Genomic DNA, 17008 nt, shown 5'->3' on the forward strand with positions numbered 1-17008 from the left:
CGAGGGCTGAATGATGTTGCATAACTCCATTCTTGAGGTGATCGGCCAAACGCCGATCGTGCGTTTGGCGCAGTTCTCCGAAGACCTCGGTATCGAAGTCTACGCCAAGCTCGAATCCCTCAACCCCGGCGGCAGCCACAAGGCGCGCATCGCCTTGGGCATGATCCTCGACGCCGAGCGCCGGGGCGTGCTGATCCGTGACTCCGGGCAAACCATCATCGAGCCCAGCGGGGGCAACACCGGTATCGGCCTGGTGATGGCCGGCAATGTGCTGGGCTACAAAGTGGTGCTGGTAATCCCCGACAACTACAGCCCCGAGAAACAGAAGCTGCTGCGTTTATATGGGGCCAAGGTGGTGCTGTCGGACAGTCGTCTGGGTAACAATTCCCACGGCGAAAAGTGCATGGAGCTGCAGCTGGAAAACCCCAGCTACGTGATGCTCAACCAGCAGCGCAACGGTGCCAACCCGCAGACCCACCGCGACACCACCGCACCGGAAATCCTCCGCGCCTTCGGCGAGCGACGCGCAGACTACTTTGTCAGCGGCATCGGCACCGGCGGGCATATCACCGGCATCGGCGAAACCCTGAAAGCCGCCTGGCCTGGCCTGCGCGTCATGGGCGTGGAACCGGAAGAATGCGACCTGCTGAAAAACCAGCACGCGCCGCATCATATCCAGGGCCTGTCGATCGGCCTGATCCCGAGCATCCTCAACCTGGACGTGATCGACGGCATGCTCAAGGTCTCGCGCCAGGACTGCATCGATATGATGAAACGCATCATGCGCACCGACGCCATCAGCCTGGGTCTGTCGTCCGCCGCCAACATGGTGGCTATCGCCAAGCTCGCTCCCGAACTACCGCCCGACACGGTGGTGTTGACCATGGTCTACGACAATGCCGACAGCTACCTGCCCAGTTTTGAATAACGGGTTTTCCAACCACACAGAATGCGGGGGTGCCTCGATGGGCGGCTTTATCGACATGCAACAATTGCACGATGAGTTGCTGACTCACCTCATCAAGACCCTCACACCCGTACAGATGAAACAGCTGGAGCCGCACCTCGCGCCGCTGATCCAGAATGCCGCCCAGGCGGTGGCCGAAGACCTGATCGCCTATGCCTACCGTGACCCGGCGTCGCGTGGGCGCGGCGAGTTGATCCTGGAGTCCTACGCTTCGTTCAAGGCGGTGCTGTATTACCGCCTGGCACACGTGGTATGGAATTTCCCCGACCAGCACAATGGCGTGTTCTCGCGCATCGCGCTCAAGCTGAGCAACCAGGGCAAGATCCTGTCCGGCGCCGAAATTCACCCGGCGGCGCGCATCGGGCGACGCTTCGTGCTCGACCACGGCTACGGCACTGTGATCGGCGAAACCTGCGAGATCGGTAACGATTGTTACATCCTCTGCGGCGTGACCCTGGGCGCCCGCGGCATCGCCAACAACCCCGACGGCAAGCGCCATCCACGCCTGGGCAATAACGTTGAGGTCGGCGCCGGCGCACGCGTGCTGGGTTATGTATTGATCGGCGACAACGTATTTATCAGCCCATCCTGCGTGATCACCCAAGACGTGCCCGCCGGCACCAAGGTCAAGGTGGTCAACCAGATTCAGCTGCAAAAAAACGATGAATCGGACAACAGCAACTACCTCGGTGCATTCGCCCTGGACGAGCGGTTGCATGTGGTCGGCGAGATCAACGCCAGCCACAAGGTCACCGTGCTGGACGCCGACTTTCATCCGTTGCAGGGGCTGATGCTGGAGCCCACGGTGAAGGAGCGTCATCACCTGCAATTTCGCCTGCACCGCGTCGAGTCGGGCAACCACTTGCCGCGCCTGCCGCTGAACCTGAAGGTCTGCGGCCCCGAATTTGAAATCACCCTGCTCTCCCCCCCTGGCTTGAGTGCAATGGTGCGTCACCTGCTGCAAGCCAGCCCATTGATCGTCGGAGGTTGAACATGTCCGTGCATACCATGGAAACCCTGGCGCTGTTCGACAGCGCGCCTTATCAGAACGCGTTCAGCGCCCGGGTGATTGCCGTCAGCGAACACGGCATTGCCCTGGAACACACGCTGTTCTATCCCACCGGCGGCGGGCAGCCGGGAGACACCGGCCACCTGACATTGGCGGACGGTACGCGCGTTGAGGTGACCGGCACAGTGCGCGACCCGGTGCAGCGCTCGATTATCTGGCACCAGGTGGAGCACTGGCCCGAGCAGTTGACCGCAGGGGTGCAGGTGGACGCCGGCCTCGATTGGGAACGTCGTTACCAGCACATGAAAATGCACACCTGCCTGCACCTGCTGTGCTCAATCATTGATGCCCCGGTGACCGGTTGCAGCATCAGTGCCGACAAGGGCCGCCTGGATTTCGACCTGCCGGAAATGACCCTCGACAAAGACAGCATCACCCGCGACCTCAACGCCCTGATCGAACAGGCCCACGCGGTGAAAACCCTGTCGATGCCGGCCTCGGAATATTCCACCCTGCTGCAGATCACCCGCACCCAGGCGGTGGCGCCGCCGGTAATCCAGGGCTCGGTGAGGGTCATTGAAATTGCCGGGATCGATATCCAGCCCTGCGGGGGCACCCATGTGCTCAATACCGAGGAAATCGGCCGGGTGTTCTGCGAGAAGATCGAGAAGAAGAGCAAGCACAATCGCCGGGTGATTCTGCGATTCGAGTGAACACTGTCAACTGTGGGAGGGGGCAAGCCCCCTCCCACATTTATTGGGTTTACACAGATGAATACGGGGTGTCTGCTAGATCACGAACAAGTCCACAAACCGATTGACCGCTGTGGCTTCAAGCGTCGCCTGGTCCTTGCACAACGCAAAAATCTCGGCGCTGCGCTGCGCGGTAAACCGTGTGGCCAGGTTGGCCTTGAACTTGTCTTCCAGCAACGGAATGCCATCGACTCGACGGCGGCGATGGCCGATCGGGTACTCCACCGCCACTTGCTCGGTGCAGCTGCCGTCGTTGAAAAACACCTGCACCGCGTTGGCAATGGAGCGCTTGTCGGCCTCCAGGTATTCCCGGCTGTAGCGTGGGTCTTCGACGATGACCATCTTGTCGCGGAGCGCATCGATGATCGGGTGGGCAGCATGGAATTCATCTTCGTACTGCTCCGCCACCAAATTGCCGAACGCCAACGGCACGGCGGTCATGTATTGCAGGCAATGGTCGCGGTCGGCGGCGTTGGCCAGTTGACCGACCTTGGAGATGATGCGAATTGCCGACTCATGGGTGGTGATCACGATACGCTCGATTTCGTGCAGGCGATCTTTCACCAACGGGTGCAAGGTCACCGCCGCTTCGCAGGCGGTTTGCGCGTGGAACTCGGCGGGGAAGCTGATCTTGAACAGCACGTTTTCCATCACATACGTGCCGTAGGGCTGGGAAAGGCTGAACGCGCGCTGGTCCTGCGGCTTGAGTGCCAGGTCCTTGTTGGTGTGGCTGAACAGCACGTCGTAGAACCCCCACTGCGGCGCGCTCAATACCCCGGGAATGCCCATCTCGCCGCGCAACGCGATATCCGCCAAACGCACGCCCCGGCTCGACGCATCCCCCGCCGCCCAGGATTTGCGCGAACCGGCATTCGGTGCATGCCGATACGTACGCAACGCCTGCCCATCGACAAACGCATGGGACAACGCCGCAAGCAACTGCTCACGGTTGGCGCCCATCAGCTTCGCGCTCACCGCCGTAGAGGCGACTTTCACCAACAGCACATGGTCGAGGCCGACACGGTTAAAAGAGTTTTCCAGGGCAATCACCCCCTGGATTTCGTGGGCCATGATCATTGCTTCCAGTACCGCGCGTACTGTCAGCGGTGCGTCGCCGTTGGCCACGCGCTTTTGCGACAGGTGATCAGCCACGGCGAGGATGCCGCCGAGGTTATCCGAGGGATGACCCCATTCGGCGGCGAGCCAGGTGTCGTTGTAGTCGAGCCAACGCACGATGCAGCCGATGTCCCACGCGGCCTTGACCGGGTCCAACCGGAACGAAGTGCCCGGGACCCGCGCGCCAAACGGCACCACCGTGCCCTCGACGATCGGCCCCAGGTGCTTGGTGCATTCAGGGAAACGCAAGGCCAGTAGGCCGCAGCCCAACGTATCCATCAGGCAGTTGCGGGCGGTGTCCAAGGCGTCCTGCGAGTCGATCCGGTAGTTGAGGACATAGTCGGCGATGTCCTGCAGGACCTGGTCGTAGTCGGGACGGTTGTTCTGGTCGACGTTGGCGCTCATGGCAGTTACTCCTAAAAGGTTGGGTTAGTCCTCAGGATCACGGTTGATCGCTCCATCGCAGATCTGGCCGCCTGCTTGGGGGTATGGAGATCCAATGTGGGAGGGGGCTTGCCCCCTCCCACATTGGAGACAGTGTTGGTTGCTAGAAAGCGTCGCCCGGGACGCGGACGAAGCCTTCCATCAGCACTCGGGCGCTGCGGCTCATGATGGCTTTCTTCACCACCCATTCGCCGTTCACCTGAGTGGCTTCAGCACCGACACGCAAGGTGCCGGACGGATGCCCGAAGCGCACCGCATTGCGTTCAATACCACCCGCTGCCAAGTTGACCAACGTCCCGGAAATCGCCGCGGCCGTGCCAATCGCCACGGCCGCCGTGCCCATCATTGCGTGGTGCAATTTGCCCATGGACAGCGCACGCACCAACAGGTCCACATCATCGGCCTTGATCGCCTTGCCACTGGACGCCACGTAATCCGCCGGCTTGGCCACAAACGCCACCTTCGGCGTGTGCTGGCGCTGGGCAGCTTCGTCCAGGTGCTTAATCAGGCCCATGCGCAAAGCGCCGTAGGCCCGCACGGTTTCGAACATCGCCAGGGCCTTGGGGTCGCTGTTGATCGCGCCTTGCAGCTCGGTGCCGGTGTAGCCGAGGTCTTCGGCGTTGATGAAAATCGTCGGGATACCGGCGTTGATCAACGTGGCCTTGAAGGTGCCGACACCGGGCACTTCCAGGTCGTCGACCAGGTTGCCGGTGGGGAACATCGAGCCGCCGCCGCCCTCTTCTTCCGCCGCTGGGTCCATGAACTCCAACTGCACCTCGGCGGCCGGGAAGGTCACGCCGTCAAGCTCGAAGTCGCCGGTTTCCTGCACCGCACCGTCGGTGATCGGCACGTGGGCGATGATGGTTTTACCGATATTGGCCTGCCACACCCGTACCACGGCTACGCCGTTGTGGGGCACGCGGGCGGGGTCGAGCAGCCCGGCGCTGATGGCGAAGGCGCCGACCGCCGCCGACAGGTTGCCGCAGTTGCCGCTCCAATCAATAAACGGCTTGTCGATGGAGACCTGGCCAAACAGGTAGTCAACGTCGTGATCGGCGCGACTGCTTTTCGCCAGGATCACGGTTTTGCTGGTGCTCGATGTGGCGCCGCCCATGCCGTCGATCTGTTTATCGTAAGGGTCTGGACTGCCGATTACCCGCAATAGCAAGGCGTCACGCGCCGCCCCCGGCACCTGCGCCGACTCGGGCAAGTCCTTGAGGTTGAAAAATACGCCCTTGCTGGTACCGCCACGCATGTAGGTGGCGGGGATCTTGATTTGCGCTACGTGTGCCATGGTTACCCCTCAGGCCGTCGCCGCCGATTCCAGGAAGTCCTGGGCAAAACGTTGCAACACGCCGCCCGCTTCGTAGATCGACACTTCTTCGGCGGTGTCCAGGCGGCAGGTCACCGGCACTTCGACACGCTCGCCATTCTTGCGGTTGATCACCAGGGTCAACCGCGCACGCGGGGTGCGCTCGCCGACCACATCGTAGGTCTCACTGCCGTCGATCTTCAGCGTGTGACGGTCGGTGCCGGGCAGGAACTCCAGCGGCAACACGCCCATGCCCACCAGGTTGGTGCGGTGGATGCGCTCGAAACCTTCAGCGGCAATCGCTTCCACACCGGCCAGGCGCACGCCCTTGGCCGCCCAGTCACGGGACGAGCCCTGGCCGTAGTCGGCGCCGGCAATGATGATCAGCGGCTGCTTGCGTTCCATGTAGGTCTCGATGGCTTCCCACATCCGCGTGACCTGGCCTTCCGGCTCGAGGCGCGCCAGGGAACCCTGCTTGACCTTGCCGTTTTCAACCACCATTTCGTTGAACAGTTTCGGGTTGGCGAAGGTCGCGCGCTGCGCGGTCAAATGGTCGCCGCGATGCGTTGCGTAAGAGTTGAAGTCCACTTCAGGCAGGCCCATTTTCGCCAGGTATTCGCCGGCGGCGCTGTCGAGCATGATCGCGTTGGACGGCGACAAGTGGTCGGTGGTGATGTTGTCCGGCAGCACCGCCAGCGGGCGCATGCCCTTGAGCGGGCGTGCACCCGCCAGCGCGCCTTCCCAGTAGGGTGGGCGGCGGATATAGGTGCTTTGTGGGCGCCATTCGTACAGCGGCGCGACTTTCGGGCCGGTGTCTTCGTGAATCGCGAACATCGGAATGTACACCGCGCGGAATTGCTCAGGCTTCACCGAAGCCTTGACCACAGCGTCGATCTCTTCATCGCTCGGCCAGATGTCTTGCAGGCGGATTTCCTTACCGTTGGCGTCGAGGCCGAGCACGTCTTTCTCGATATCGAAACGGATGGTGCCGGCAATCGCATACGCCACCACCAGCGGCGGCGACGCGAGGAAAGCTTGCTTGGCGTACGGATGAATCCGTCCGTCGAAGTTGCGGTTGCCGGACAACACGGCCGTGGCGTACAGGTCGCGGTCGATGATTTCCTGCTGGATCACCGGGTCCAGTGCACCGGACATGCCGTTGCAGGTGGTGCAGGCGAAGGCCACCACGCCGAAACCGAGCTTCTCCAGCTCAAGGCCCAGCCCCGCCTCTTCCAGGTACATGGCCACGGTTTTCGAGCCGGGTGCCAGGGACGACTTGACCCACGGTTTGCGCGTCAGCCCCAGTTTGTTGGCATTGCGCGCCAGCAGGCCTGCCGCGATCACGTTGCGCGGGTTGCTGGTGTTGGTGCAGCTGGTGATGGCCGCGATGATCACCGCACCGTCGGGCATTTGCCCTGGCACGTCATCCCACTGGCCGGAAATGCCTTTGGATGCCAGGTCGCTGGTCGCCACGCGGGCGTGCGGGTTGCTCGGGCCAGCCATGTTGCGCACGACGCTGGACAGGTCGAAGGTGAGGCCACGCTCGTATTGCGCGCCCTTGAGGTCATCGGCCCACAAGCCGGTGTGGCGAGCATATTGCTCCACCAGGGTGACTTGTTCGTCCTCGCGACCGGTGAGTTTCAGGTAGGCGATGGTCTGCTGGTCGATGTAGAACATCGCCGCCGTGGCGCCGTATTCCGGGGCCATGTTGGAGATGGTTGCGCGGTCGCCGAGGGTGAGGTTTGAGGCCCCTTCACCGAAGAACTCCAGCCAGGCACCCACCACTTTCTGCTGACGCAAAAACTCGGTCAGCGCCAGCACCATGTCGGTGGCGGTGATGCCCGGCAACAATTTACCGGTGAGCTCTACGCCGACGCTTTCCGGCAGGCGCATCCACGAGGCGCGGCCAAGCATCACGCTTTCGGCTTCGAGGCCGCCGACGCCGATGGCGATCACGCCCAAGGCGTCTACATGCGGGGTGTGGCTGTCGGTGCCGACGCAGGTATCCGGGAAGGCCACGCCGTCGCGTACCTGGATCACCGGGGACATTTTCTCCAAGTTGATCTGGTGCATGATGCCGTTGCCGGGCGGGATGACGTCGACGTTCTTGAAGGCCTTTTTAGTCCACTCGATAAAGTGAAAACGGTCTTCGTTGCGACGGTCTTCGATGGCGCGATTCTTCTCGAACGCATCCGGGTCAAAACCACCGGCTTCGACGGCCAGGGAGTGGTCGACGATCAGTTGAGTCGGCACCACCGGGTTGACCTGCGCCGGGTCGCCGCCTTGCAGGGCGATGGCATCGCGCAGGCCCGCGAGGTCCACCAGCGCGGTCTGGCCGAGGATGTCGTGGCAGACTACGCGTGCCGGGAACCACGGGAAGTCGAGGTCGCGTTTGCGGTCGATCAGTTGGCTCAGGGAAGCATTGAGGGTGGCCGGGTCGCAGCGGCGTACGAGGTTTTCGGCGAGCACGCGGGAGGTGTAGGGCAACGTGGCATAGGCGCCGGGGGTGATTGCCTCGACAGCCGCGCGGGCGTCAAAGTAATCCAGGCGGCTGCCGGGAAGCGGTTTGCGAAATTCAGTGTTCATCGTCAGGACTCGGTCACGGTGGTTGCAAAAGGAGCCGATTGATCCAGCGTTGAAATGCAGTTCAAGTGTGGGAGGGGGCTTGCCCCCGATGGCAGTGTGTCAATCAACCCATCTGTTACTGATACACCGCTATCGGGGGCAAGCCCCCTCCCACATTTGACCCCATTCCAATTCCGGAAGAGCCAGCCTTCAGCGACGTTCGATTGGCACGAACTTGCGCTGCTCAACGCCGGTGTACTCGGCGCTTGGACGGATGATGCGGTTGTTGGCGCGCTGCTCGAACACATGCGCCGCCCAGCCCGTCAGGCGCGAGCACACGAAGATCGGCGTGAACAACTTGGTCGGGATGCCCATGAAGTGGTACGCCGAGGCATGGTAGAAGTCGGCGTTGGGAAACAGCTTCTTCTGCTCCCACATGGTTTTGTCGATGGCTTCGGACACCGGGAACAACACCGTGTCGCCCACTTCGTCGGCGAGTTTTTTCGACCAACCCTTGATCACTTCATTACGTGGGTCGTTGTCTTTGTAGATCGCGTGACCGAAGCCCATGATCTTGTCCTTGCGCGCCAGCATGCCGAGGGTGCCTTCGACGGCTTCTTCAGCCGACGAGAAACGCTCGATCATTTCCATCGCTGCTTCGTTGGCGCCGCCGTGCAGCGGGCCGCGCAGGGAGCCGATGGCGGCAGTGACGCAGGAATACAGGTCGGACAGGGTCGACGCACACACCCGGGCGGTGAAGGTCGAGGCGTTGAATTCGTGCTCCGCGTAGAGGATCAGCGACACGTTCATCACCTTGACGTGCAGTTCGCTCGGCGGCTTGCCATGCAGCAGGTGCAGGAAGTGGCCGCCGATGGTCGGCTCGTCGGTCACGCAGTCGATGCGCTTGCCGTCGTGGCTGAAGCGGTACCAGTAGCACATGATCGCCGGGAAGGCGGCGAGCAGGCGGTCGGTGACGTCGCGCTGCACGCTGAAGTCTTTTTCCGGCTCGATATTGCCCAGGAACGAGCAACCGGTGCGCATCACGTCCATTGGGTGGGCGTCGGCGGGAATGCGCTCCAGCACTTCTTTCAACGCCTGCGGCAGGTCGCGCAGCTTGCTCAGCTTGGCGCTGTAGGCCGCCAGCTCGACCTGGGTCGGCAGTTCGCCGTACAGCAGCAGGTAGGCGACTTCTTCAAATTGCGCATCGGCGGCCAGTTCGCGCACGTCGTAGCCGCGGTAGGTCAGGCCGGCACCGGCCTGGCCCACGGTGGACAGTGCGGTCTGCCCGGCGACCTGGCCACGCAGGCCGGCGCCACTCAGTACTTTTGCTTCAGCCATGGTTTTTCTCCAATTTTGTCTTTATTCAGGGAGGCGTGTTCGTCACTTTTTCGCGGCAAACAACGCGTCAAGCTTCTGCTCGAAGGTGTGGTAGTCGATGCGATCGTAAAGCTCCATACGGGTTTGCATGGTGTCGATCACGTTCTGCTGGGTGCCGTCGCGACGGATCGCGGTGTAGACGTTTTCGGCGGCCTTGTTCATGGCGCGGAAGGCCGAAAGCGGGTACAGCACGATGGAAACATCGGCAGATTTCAACTGTTCGGTGGTGTACAGCGGCGTGGCGCCGAACTCGGTGATGTTGGCCAGGATCGGCGCTTTCACACGGGCGGCGAACAGCTTGTACATCTCCAGTTCAGTGATGGCCTCCGGGAACACCATGTCGGCGCCGGCTTCGATGCAGGCGGCGGCGCGTTCCAGGGCCGACTCCAACCCCTCGACGGCCAGGGCATCGGTACGGGCCATGATCACAAAGCTGTCATCGGTGCGCGCATCCACAGCGGCCTTGATGCGGTCGACCATTTCCTGCTGGGACACGATTTCTTTGTTCGGACGATGACCGCAGCGCTTGGCGCCGACCTGGTCTTCGATGTGGATCGCGGCGGCGCCAAACTTGATCATCGACTTGACCGTACGCGCCACGTTGAAGGCCGAGGAGCCGAAACCGGTGTCCACGTCTACCAGCAGCGGCAGGTCGCATACGTCGGTGATGCGGCGTACGTCAGTGAGTACGTCGTCCAGGCCGGTGATGCCCAGGTCCGGTACACCGAGGGAGCCGGCCGCCACCCCGCCACCCGACAGGTAGATCGCCTTGAACCCGGCGCGCTTGGCCAGCAGGGCGTGGTTGGCATTGATCGCGCCAACGACTTGCAACGGCTGTTCACTGGCAACGGCGTCACGGAAACGCTGGCCTGGAGTGCTCTTATTGTTGGAACTCATGACTCACCTCGTGATTGGGCAGCACCGTCCGGGAAGTGACGGGCAATGTTGCGTTTGGAAGCGCCGATATGCCGGCGCATCAACAGTTCGGCCAGTTCACCGTCGCGATCGGCAATCGCGTCAAGAATGCGGTGGTGCTCGGCAAAGGCCTGGCGTGGACGATTGGGGGTAGCGGAAAACTGGATGCGGTACATGCGCACCAATTGGTACAGCTCGCCGCAGAGCATTTGCGTGAGGGTGCGGTTGCCGGCGCCTTGAATGATCCGGTAATGAAAATCGAAGTCGCCTTCCTGCTGGTAGTAGCCGACACCGGCCTGGAACGCGGCATCGCGTTCATGGGTGTGCAGCACTTGGCGTAGCTCTTCAATCTCCGTGTCGGTCATGCGCTCGGCCGCCAGGCGGCAGGCCATGCCTTCGAGGGATTCGCGGATTTCATAGAGTTCGATCAGTTCAGCGTGGCTCAGCGACACCACCCGCGCGCCGACGTGAGGCACGCGCACCAGCAGGCGCTGGCCTTCCAGGCGGTGGATCGCCTCGCGCAGCGGGCCACGGCTGATGCCGTAGGTGCGCGCCAGCTCCGGCTCGGAAATTTTGCTGCCGGGGGCGATCTCGCCTTTGACGATGGCGGCCTGGATACGCCGGAAGACGTTCTCGGACATGGTCTGGGAATCGTCTTGCACCACCACTGGGGTTTCCAGCTGATCCAGCATATTGTCGACACCTTTAAAAGCAATGTGGCAAAAACTAGCCAATCAGCCCCCATTAGTCAAAGAATAAATCAACATTGTCGACAATCGTCTAATAACCCTGAGTGCACGCTCCTGGGGCATGGCCGCCTGCCAGCGCTGGCGCCAAAAAAGCATCATGTTAGAATGCCCGCCGCATTTGCCTGACATCACTAGATGAAACGGCGCACGAGGGAGCTTGCGCAGTAATGCCAGTCGCCTTGAATCAAACATCGCACTGCACCGCCTCAGGATTTATGAGACTCAAGCCCTTCCCCCTGTTTTGCCTACTGTTCATTCCAGGCCTTGGCGCTGCCGCCGAGAAAACTGTGTATGGACTCAACGAATACGCCCAATTGGCCGGCATCGACCTGGAAGTCGCCGCCAAACTGGACACCGGCGCCAAGACCGCTTCCCTCAGTGCCCGTGATATCAAGCGTTTCAAGCGCAACGGCGAGTCCTGGGTGCGCTTCTACCTGGCCATCGACACCGCCCATTCCCATCCCATCGAGCGCCCCCTGGCCCGCGTCAGCAAGATCAAGCGCCGCGCCGGTGACTACGACCCCGATGAGGACAAGAACTACACCGCCCGTCCGGTGATCGCTCTGGATATCTGCATGGGCACCGCTTTACGCAGCATCGAAGTGAACTTGACTGACCGCAGCGCCTTCCAATATCCGCTGCTGATCGGCTCCGAAGCGTTGAAACGCTTTGATGCGCTGGTCGACCCCAGTCTTAAATATGCAGCAGGCAAGCCCGCCTGTGCCGCCGACGCTCATACCGCCGAGTAAACCGAATGCGCTCTCTGACCCTGCACCTGAAAATCCTGATCGCCATCCTGGTGGTGCTGGGTATTTCGGTCACCGCCTATCAGATCTTCGTGTTGGGGATCCCCGTCACCGAGGACGCCACCGACGACTTGTGGAACATCGACGCCAAGGTCGAGTTCGTCGCCAACCCGAAAGACCCGGTGAAAATCCAGATGTTCGTGCCGCCCTTGAGCCGCGACTTCGTCAGCCTCAACGAAAGTTTTATCTCGAACAACTACGGGGTGAGCGTCAACCGCACCGACGGCAACCGCAAGGTCACCTGGTCGGCACGCCGCGCCAAGGGCAACCAGACCCTGTATTACCGGTTGGTGCTGACCAAGCGTTACAGCGGCGAAAAGGTCAAGGTCAAGGGCCCCACGTTCCGCGATAGCATCGCCGTGGAAGGTCCGGAGAAAATCGCCGCCGAAGCCTTGCTGGCGCCGATCCGCCAGCACTCGGCCGACGTCGAGACCTTTATTACCGAAGCCATCAAGCGCACCAATAACCTCAACGACGACAATGTGAAGCTGCTGCTGGCGGGCGATCCGTCTATCCCGCACAAGGCCAAGATTGTCGAGTTGCTGCTCTCTATTGCCCACGTGCCGGTGGAAAAGGTGCATACCATCCGCCTGGTGGCCGACCAGCCGCAAACCCCGGAACTGTGGCTGCGCAGCTTCAACGGCAATGACTGGTTGTACTTCAACCCTGAAACCGGCGAACAAGGCCTGCCCGCCGACCGCCTGCTGTGGTGGACCGGTGATGAAAACCTGATCACCGTCGACGGCGGCAAGAAGGCCATGGTGACCTTCAGCCTGAACAACAGCGAGATGAACGCGATTCGCCTGGCCAAGCTGACCGACGAGAACACTGACGCCAACTTCCTCGAATACTCGCTCTACGGCCTGCCGCTGCAGACCCAGCAGACGTTCATGATCATGGTGATGATCCCGATTGGCGTGCTGGTGATCCTGATCCTGCGCAACCTGATCGGCCTGCAGACCCTGGGCACTTTCACCCCGGTGCTGATCGCCCTGGCGTTCCGCGAGACGCAGTTGGGCTTCGGGATTGTGCTGTTCACGATTATCACGGCACTGGGGCTGTCGCTCAGGTCGTACCTGGAACACTTGAAATTGCAGATGCTGCCGCGGTTGTCGGTGGTGTTGACCTTCGTGGTGGTACTGATCGCAGCCATCAGCCTGTTCAGCCATAAATTGGGGCTGGAACGCGGGTTGTCGGTGGCGCTGTTCCCGATGGTGATCCTGACCATGACCATCGAACGCCTGTCGATCACCTGGGAAGAGCGCGGCGCGAACCATGCGCTGAAAGTGGCGATTGGTACGCTGTTCGCCGCCTCCCTGGCGCACCTGATCATGAGCGTGCCGGAGCTGATCTACTTTGTGTTCACCTTCCCGGCGATCCTGCTGATCCTGGTGGGTTTCATGCTGGCCATGGGTCGTTATCGCGGCTACCGCCTGACCGAGCTGGTACGGTTCAAGGCTTTTCTCAAGGCTGACCAGTAATGTTCGGTTTCTGGAAGACCTGGAAGGCCCTCGAGGCGCGGGGGATCATGGGCATCAACCGGCGTAACGCCGACTACGTGCTCAAGTACAACAAGCGCAGCCTGTACCCGATTGTGGATGACAAGATCATCACCAAGGAGCGCGCGCTCGCGGCGGGCATCCACGTGCCGGAAATGTACGGCGTGATCTCCACTGAGAAGGAAATCGACAAGCTCGACGAGATTATCGGCGGGCGCAGCGACTTTGTGATCAAACCGGCCCAGGGTGCCGGCGGTGACGGCATCCTGGTGGTGGCGGACCGCTTTGAAGGGCGCTATCGCACAGTGTCCGGCAAGATCATCAGCCATGAAGAGATCGAGCATCAGATCTCCAGCATCCTCACCGGCCTCTATTCACTGGGCGGCCACCGTGATCGTGCGCTGATCGAATACCGCGTGGTGCCTGACCAGATCTTCAAGAGCATCAGCTATGAAGGCGTGCCGGACATCCGCATCATCGTGCTGATGGGCTACCCGGTGATGGCCATGCTGCGCTTGCCGACCCGCCAGTCGGGCGGCAAGGCCAACCTGCACCAAGGGGCGATAGGCGTGGGTGTCGACCTCGCCACCGGCCTGACCCTGCGCGGAACCTGGCTGAACAACATCATCACCAAACACCCCGACACCACCAACGCGGTGGATGGCGTGCAACTGCCCAACTGGGACGGTTTCATGAAGCTCGCGGCCGGTTGCTATGAACTGTGCGGGCTGGGTTATATCGGTGTGGACATGGTGCTGGACCAGGAGAAAGGCCCCCTGATCCTGGAGCTGAATGCACGGCCAGGATTGAATATCCAGATTGCCAATGACTGTGGTTTGACCCTGCGCACCCATGCGGTGGAAGCGCGGTTGGAAGAACTGAAAGCCGCCGGCGTGACAGAAACGCCGGAGGAACGCGTGAAGTTCGTGCAGGAAATGTTTGGGCATATTCCGCCTGTGGAAGGCTGAAGACCGCATCGCCGGCAAGCCGGCGCCTACAGTGGAATGCGGTACAATCCCCGCCCCTCTATGCTCATAGCTGATTCGCCTCGCATGTCGACCTGCTCCGTACACTCACTCCCCTACCGGGCCAACCCCGCCGAGTTTTTTGCGGCGATTCGCCATGCGCCTGGTGCCGTGCTATTGGACAGTGGCCGACCCGCGGCCGAACGCGGGCGGTATGACCTGCTGAGCGCCTGGCCGCAGGCGACGTTGACGGTATCGCCTGACGAAAGCGGTAGTGATTTCCTGCAACGCTTGCGGGAAAACCTCACCCAGTTGGGGAAAGCGGACTTGCCGACCGGTTATACGCTGCCGTTTGCCGGCGGCCTGATCGGTTACCTGAGCTACGATTTCGGCCGCCACCTGGAACAAATGCCGCATCTGGCCGCAGACGATCTGCACCTGCCGGATGCGCGCTTCGGGCTGTATGCCTGGGCATTGATCAGTGATCACCAGGCGCAGACCAGCCAGTTGGTCTTTCATCCCGCGCTGGCCGATAGCGAGCGACACCGCTTGATCGCCTTGTTCAGCCAGGATGTTGTCGACACCTCGGCCACCTTCACACTTCAGGGCAGCATGGCGCCGGACCTCACCGCCGAGGCTTACCGGCAAGCCATCGTGCGTATCCAGGACTACATCCAGGCCGGCGATTGCTATCAGGTCAACTTCGCCCAGCGTTTTCGAGCTCCGTGCAGCGGCGATCCGTGGGTGGCTTATTGCGCCCTGCGCGAAGCCTGCCCGACGCCGTTCTCCGGGTTCCAGAGCCTGCCGGACGACGGCGCGGTGCTGAGCCTGTCGCCCGAGCGTTTCGTGCGCATCACCGAACGCCAAGTCGAAACCCGCCCGATCAAAGGCACTCGACCACGGGGTGAGACGCCCGAAGAAGACGCCGCCAACGCCGCCGAACTGCTGGCCAGCCCCAAGGACCGCGCCGAAAACCTGATGATCGTCGACCTGCTGCGCAACGATCTCGGCCGCACCTGCCGCACCGGCTCCGTGAGCGTGCCGGAGCTGTTCAGCCTGGAGAGCTACCCCAATGTGCATCACTTGGTCAGCAGCGTCATCGGCACACTGGCCGACGACAAAGACGCCCTCGACCTGATCGCCGGCAGCTTTCCCGGCGGCTCCATCACCGGCGCGCCGAAGATTCGCGCGATGCAGATCATCGACGAACTAGAGCCAACCCGGCGCGGCTTGTACTGCGGCTCGCTGCTGTACCTGGACGTGCGCGGCGAAATGGACAGTTCCATCGCCATCCGCAGCTTGCTGGTCAAGGATGGGCAGGTGTGCTGCTGGGGCGGCGGTGGGATTGTGGCGGATTCGCAGTGGGAGTCGGAGTATCAAGAGTCGCTGACGAAGGTACGGGTGTTGTTACACACGTTGGAAAACCTGCCTTAGCCACGCCCCTCCTGGCTCTCGGGTGCAGAGCCGCTCGACTGGAAAGAACCTGAATCAGAACGTCTATGGACGGCGTTTGAGCTGGAAGATAGCGTCCAGCCCGAACGCCCAATGGCCGTCTGTGAGGGATCACATGAAACGACTGCTTACCTGTCAGAAATTATTTCCGAGATTGCATCTCACCCAAACCGCATCTATCATCTCCCAAATTGGGAGGTTGCAGCGATGCGAATAATCGCTCTCTCTACCCTAAGACTGTTTTGGGAAAGCCACTCAGCCTATTCCGACGCCAAAACACCGCTGGTCGAGCTGTACCGCCATATGGAAAAAGCGACTTACCCAACACCACAAGCCCTCAAAGCGGAACTTAGAACGGCAAGCATCCTTAAAAGTGGCAGGGTTGTATTCAACGTCGGCGGCAACAAGTATCGAGTAATCATGGCGATCGACTATCAGCGACAGCTTGGGTTCGTACGTTTCGTAGGGACTCACGTGCAGTACGATCAGATCAACGCGGAGACCGTGTGATGAACATCAAACCTATACATTCCCAGGAAGACCTGACCGCTGCGCTCGCACGGGTGGAGCAGCTCTGGGGAGCGGAAATGGGCTCACCCGAAGGGGACGAGCTGGAAGTTCTTGCAGTGCTCATTGAGAAGTACGAGGCAGAGCATTTTCCGATGCCACCTTCGGATCCAGTGGAGGCCATCAAGTTCAGGATGGAGCAACTGGGTATGACCGCCCGCGATCTGGAGCCATTTATCGGCACCAGTGGGCGGGTGTCGGAGGTGTTGAACCACAAACGCAAGCTGAGCCTGTCGATGATCAAGCGCCTGCATGAAGGCTTGAGCATTCCTTATGAGCGGTTGCTTGCAGGGGTTTAACGGGGAAATGTACGGTGGCTGTACTGGCCTATTTCGCGAGCAAGCTCCAACATTGGTACGCGTACATCCCTTGGAATGCGGTCGAATGTGGGAGCAACTGTCTTGATGGTTTTCATCAAGCCATTTTTTCCAGAGGCGGCAACGCTCCCACGGCTGTACTCCGTGTAACTGCTTTAGGTAATAGCTACCGCAGGATTTTAGGCGGCGTGCTCTT

General features: G+C 61.2%; 16 protein-coding genes. 10 read left to right on the top strand and 6 right to left on the bottom strand.

Going from position 1 to position 17008, the window contains the following annotated elements:
* Nucleotides 1-13: 13 nt before the first annotated feature.
* The 3 genes from K7431_RS21935 to K7431_RS21945 are packed head-to-tail and all read left to right on the top strand — an operon-like array spanning nucleotide 14 to nucleotide 2689.
* On the top strand, nucleotides 14-928 hold the full coding sequence (locus K7431_RS21935; RefSeq protein WP_043206318.1) for a PLP-dependent cysteine synthase family protein: 915 nt from the start codon (nucleotides 14-16) through the stop codon (nucleotides 926-928).
* A gap of 37 nt (nucleotides 929-965) precedes the next feature.
* A complete protein-coding gene (locus K7431_RS21940; RefSeq protein WP_015885356.1) occupies nucleotides 966-1958 on the top strand; it encodes a serine O-acetyltransferase in 993 nt (330 codons plus the stop codon).
* A gap of 2 nt (nucleotides 1959-1960) precedes the next feature.
* On the top strand, nucleotides 1961-2689 hold the full coding sequence (locus tag K7431_RS21945; RefSeq protein ID WP_015885357.1) for an alanyl-tRNA editing protein: 729 nt from the start codon (nucleotides 1961-1963) through the stop codon (nucleotides 2687-2689).
* Between the two features lie 75 nt (nucleotides 2690-2764).
* Here the strand turns inward: K7431_RS21945 and prpD are convergent, their stop codons facing one another.
* The 6 genes from prpD to K7431_RS21975 form a co-directional block, all read right to left on the bottom strand.
* Nucleotides 2765-4249: a 2-methylcitrate dehydratase gene (prpD, locus tag K7431_RS21950; RefSeq protein WP_015885358.1), complete on the bottom strand. Its 1485-nt coding sequence runs from the start codon at nucleotides 4247-4249 to the stop codon at nucleotides 2765-2767.
* A gap of 142 nt (nucleotides 4250-4391) precedes the next feature.
* Complete coding sequence (prpF, locus tag K7431_RS21955) at nucleotides 4392-5582, bottom strand: 2-methylaconitate cis-trans isomerase PrpF (RefSeq protein ID WP_015885359.1); 1191 nt, start codon at nucleotides 5580-5582, stop codon at nucleotides 4392-4394.
* Between the two features lie 9 nt (nucleotides 5583-5591).
* Nucleotides 5592-8186 carry a Fe/S-dependent 2-methylisocitrate dehydratase AcnD gene (acnD, locus tag K7431_RS21960; protein WP_015885360.1) on the bottom strand — a complete coding sequence of 865 codons (2595 nt, stop codon included), beginning with the start codon at nucleotides 8184-8186 and terminating at the stop codon, nucleotides 5592-5594.
* Between the two features lie 189 nt (nucleotides 8187-8375).
* A complete protein-coding gene (gene prpC / locus K7431_RS21965) occupies nucleotides 8376-9503 on the bottom strand; it encodes a bifunctional 2-methylcitrate synthase/citrate synthase (RefSeq protein WP_015885361.1) in 1128 nt (375 codons plus the stop codon).
* 42 nt (nucleotides 9504-9545) lie between these two features.
* On the bottom strand, nucleotides 9546-10439 hold the full coding sequence (gene prpB / locus K7431_RS21970) for a methylisocitrate lyase (protein WP_015885362.1): 894 nt from the start codon (nucleotides 10437-10439) through the stop codon (nucleotides 9546-9548).
* Nucleotides 10436-11149 (bottom strand): GntR family transcriptional regulator, encoded by a 714-nt coding sequence (locus tag K7431_RS21975; protein WP_015885363.1) that lies wholly within the window; start codon nucleotides 11147-11149, stop codon nucleotides 10436-10438. The genes prpB and K7431_RS21975 overlap by 4 nt, the downstream gene beginning before the upstream one ends.
* 272 nt (nucleotides 11150-11421) lie before the next feature.
* On the opposite strand from K7431_RS21975, the gene rloA reads away from it, so the two are divergent.
* The 7 genes from rloA to K7431_RS22010 all read left to right on the top strand — a co-directional run.
* Nucleotides 11422-11955: a retropepsin-like aspartic peptidase RloA gene (gene rloA, locus K7431_RS21980; protein ID WP_015885364.1), complete on the top strand. Its 534-nt coding sequence runs from the start codon at nucleotides 11422-11424 to the stop codon at nucleotides 11953-11955.
* A gap of 5 nt (nucleotides 11956-11960) precedes the next feature.
* Entirely contained in the window at nucleotides 11961-13493 is a 1533-nt protein-coding gene (gene rloB / locus K7431_RS21985) for an osmotic stress tolerance membrane protein RloB (protein WP_015885365.1), read from the top strand.
* Nucleotides 13493-14479 carry an alpha-L-glutamate ligase-like protein gene (locus K7431_RS21990; RefSeq protein ID WP_003193326.1) on the top strand — a complete coding sequence of 329 codons (987 nt, stop codon included), beginning with the start codon at nucleotides 13493-13495 and terminating at the stop codon, nucleotides 14477-14479. Before rloB ends, K7431_RS21990 begins: the two co-directional genes overlap by 1 nt.
* 84 nt (nucleotides 14480-14563) lie before the next feature.
* Entirely contained in the window at nucleotides 14564-15910 is a 1347-nt protein-coding gene (pabB, locus tag K7431_RS21995; RefSeq protein ID WP_015885366.1) for an aminodeoxychorismate synthase component I, read from the top strand.
* 225 nt (nucleotides 15911-16135) lie between these two features.
* Nucleotides 16136-16438, top strand: a complete 303-nt coding sequence (locus tag K7431_RS22000; RefSeq protein ID WP_015885367.1) for a type II toxin-antitoxin system HigB family toxin — start codon at nucleotides 16136-16138, stop codon at nucleotides 16436-16438.
* Entirely contained in the window at nucleotides 16438-16794 is a 357-nt protein-coding gene (locus tag K7431_RS22005; protein ID WP_043205753.1) for a helix-turn-helix domain-containing protein, read from the top strand. The genes K7431_RS22000 and K7431_RS22005 overlap by 1 nt, the downstream gene beginning before the upstream one ends.
* 14 nt (nucleotides 16795-16808) lie before the next feature.
* On the top strand, nucleotides 16809-17008 hold a 200-nt coding region (locus K7431_RS22010; RefSeq protein ID WP_224265945.1), incomplete at its 3' end, for a hypothetical protein.

This window comes from Pseudomonas fluorescens group sp. (genome assembly GCF_020093335.1).
Taxonomy (GTDB): domain Bacteria; phylum Pseudomonadota; class Gammaproteobacteria; order Pseudomonadales; family Pseudomonadaceae; genus Aquipseudomonas; species Aquipseudomonas petroselini.

What these genes read in the sequence shown, in the direction of transcription:
- prpD (WP_015885358.1), bottom strand. Translation starts at nt 4,249, where the DNA reads ATGAGCGCCAACGTCGACCAGAACAACCGTCCCGACTACGACCAGGTC.
- rloA (WP_015885364.1), top strand. Translation starts at nt 11,422, where the DNA reads ATGAGACTCAAGCCCTTCCCCCTGTTTTGCCTACTGTTCATTCCAGGC.
- prpF (WP_015885359.1), bottom strand. Translation starts at nt 5,582, where the DNA reads ATGGCACACGTAGCGCAAATCAAGATCCCCGCCACCTACATGCGTGGC.
- K7431_RS21935 (WP_043206318.1), top strand. Translation starts at nt 14, where the DNA reads ATGTTGCATAACTCCATTCTTGAGGTGATCGGCCAAACGCCGATCGTG.
- K7431_RS22000 (WP_015885367.1), top strand. Translation starts at nt 16,136, where the DNA reads ATGCGAATAATCGCTCTCTCTACCCTAAGACTGTTTTGGGAAAGCCAC.
- prpC (WP_015885361.1), bottom strand. Translation starts at nt 9,503, where the DNA reads ATGGCTGAAGCAAAAGTACTGAGTGGCGCCGGCCTGCGTGGCCAGGTC.
- rloB (WP_015885365.1), top strand. Translation starts at nt 11,961, where the DNA reads ATGCGCTCTCTGACCCTGCACCTGAAAATCCTGATCGCCATCCTGGTG.
- K7431_RS21940 (WP_015885356.1), top strand. Translation starts at nt 966, where the DNA reads ATGGGCGGCTTTATCGACATGCAACAATTGCACGATGAGTTGCTGACT.
- K7431_RS22005 (WP_043205753.1), top strand. Translation starts at nt 16,438, where the DNA reads ATGAACATCAAACCTATACATTCCCAGGAAGACCTGACCGCTGCGCTC.
- K7431_RS21975 (WP_015885363.1), bottom strand. Translation starts at nt 11,149, where the DNA reads ATGCTGGATCAGCTGGAAACCCCAGTGGTGGTGCAAGACGATTCCCAG.
- K7431_RS21990 (WP_003193326.1), top strand. Translation starts at nt 13,493, where the DNA reads ATGTTCGGTTTCTGGAAGACCTGGAAGGCCCTCGAGGCGCGGGGGATC.
- prpB (WP_015885362.1), bottom strand. Translation starts at nt 10,439, where the DNA reads ATGAGTTCCAACAATAAGAGCACTCCAGGCCAGCGTTTCCGTGACGCC.
- pabB (WP_015885366.1), top strand. Translation starts at nt 14,564, where the DNA reads ATGTCGACCTGCTCCGTACACTCACTCCCCTACCGGGCCAACCCCGCC.
- acnD (WP_015885360.1), bottom strand. Translation starts at nt 8,186, where the DNA reads ATGAACACTGAATTTCGCAAACCGCTTCCCGGCAGCCGCCTGGATTAC.
- K7431_RS21945 (WP_015885357.1), top strand. Translation starts at nt 1,961, where the DNA reads ATGTCCGTGCATACCATGGAAACCCTGGCGCTGTTCGACAGCGCGCCT.